The 823-nt window shown below is 73.0% G+C and carries 1 pseudogene; it reads right to left on the bottom strand.

Going from position 1 to position 823, the window contains the following annotated elements:
- Positions 1-369, bottom strand: a pseudogene (locus ADK60_RS23815) (PLL family lectin); the annotation flags it as partial.
- Between the last annotated feature and the right edge of the window lie 454 nt (positions 370-823).

An 823-nucleotide genomic window follows, 5' to 3' on the forward strand; every position in this document is an offset into this window, starting at 1 on the left:
CCGCGAGACCGCCGCGATGCCACCGGTCGTCGAGGCACTCCCGGCGGGAGCGAGCTCGAAACCCTGCCAGGTACTGCCCTCGTACCAGAAACGGTCCTGGACGGAGCCGTTCGCCCCGACGAAGAACACCTCCATGCTTCCGGGGACACGCGAGACGGCGGCGATGCCGCCGTTGGCGGACGCGCTACCGGCGGGCGCGAGCTCGTAGCGCCGCCACGGCGACCCCTCGTACCAGTACGCGCCCTGGACCGAGCCGTTGGGGGCGACCCACCAGACCTCCATGCTGCCGTCGATCCGGGAGACCGCGGCCACCCGGCTCGACAGCGAGGCGCTGTCGGCCGACGCCAGCGTGAATCGGTTCCAACTCATCTACGAACCTCCAAGAGCTCGCTTCCGTCACCCGTCGGCCGGGAGGAATCCGGTCCGTGGGCCGCCGGGCCGTCCGAGCCGACCCGGCGTTGCACGGCGCCGGTCGGGTGTCACCGACCGTGCGCTCAACGCGTGCCTCCACGGTAGGAATCCGTGCGGACGGTGACATGAGGCGGTGGTCCCGGCCGTGTCCCGGGACCACCGCACCATCCGGGTGCGCGTCATGGGAGCACCCAGGCAGTGCGGTTGCGGCGCGAGGGGGCGACGTCCGCCCGACGGGGCCGCACTCCGGCCACGGGCGCCGTGGGTCCGGAGTGGGAAGTCGACGGGGCCGACTTCCCACTCCCGGCTCGGTTATTCGGCGGGGGTGCCGCGGAGGAGGAAGGGGAGGTGGGCGCCGCGGGTGAGGGCGTCGAGGGCGTGGGTGGTGCGGCGGTGGTGGTCGGGGTGCATG

The organism is Streptomyces sp. XY431, from assembly GCF_001279805.1.
Lineage (GTDB): Bacteria > Actinomycetota > Actinomycetes > Streptomycetales > Streptomycetaceae > Kitasatospora > Kitasatospora purpeofusca.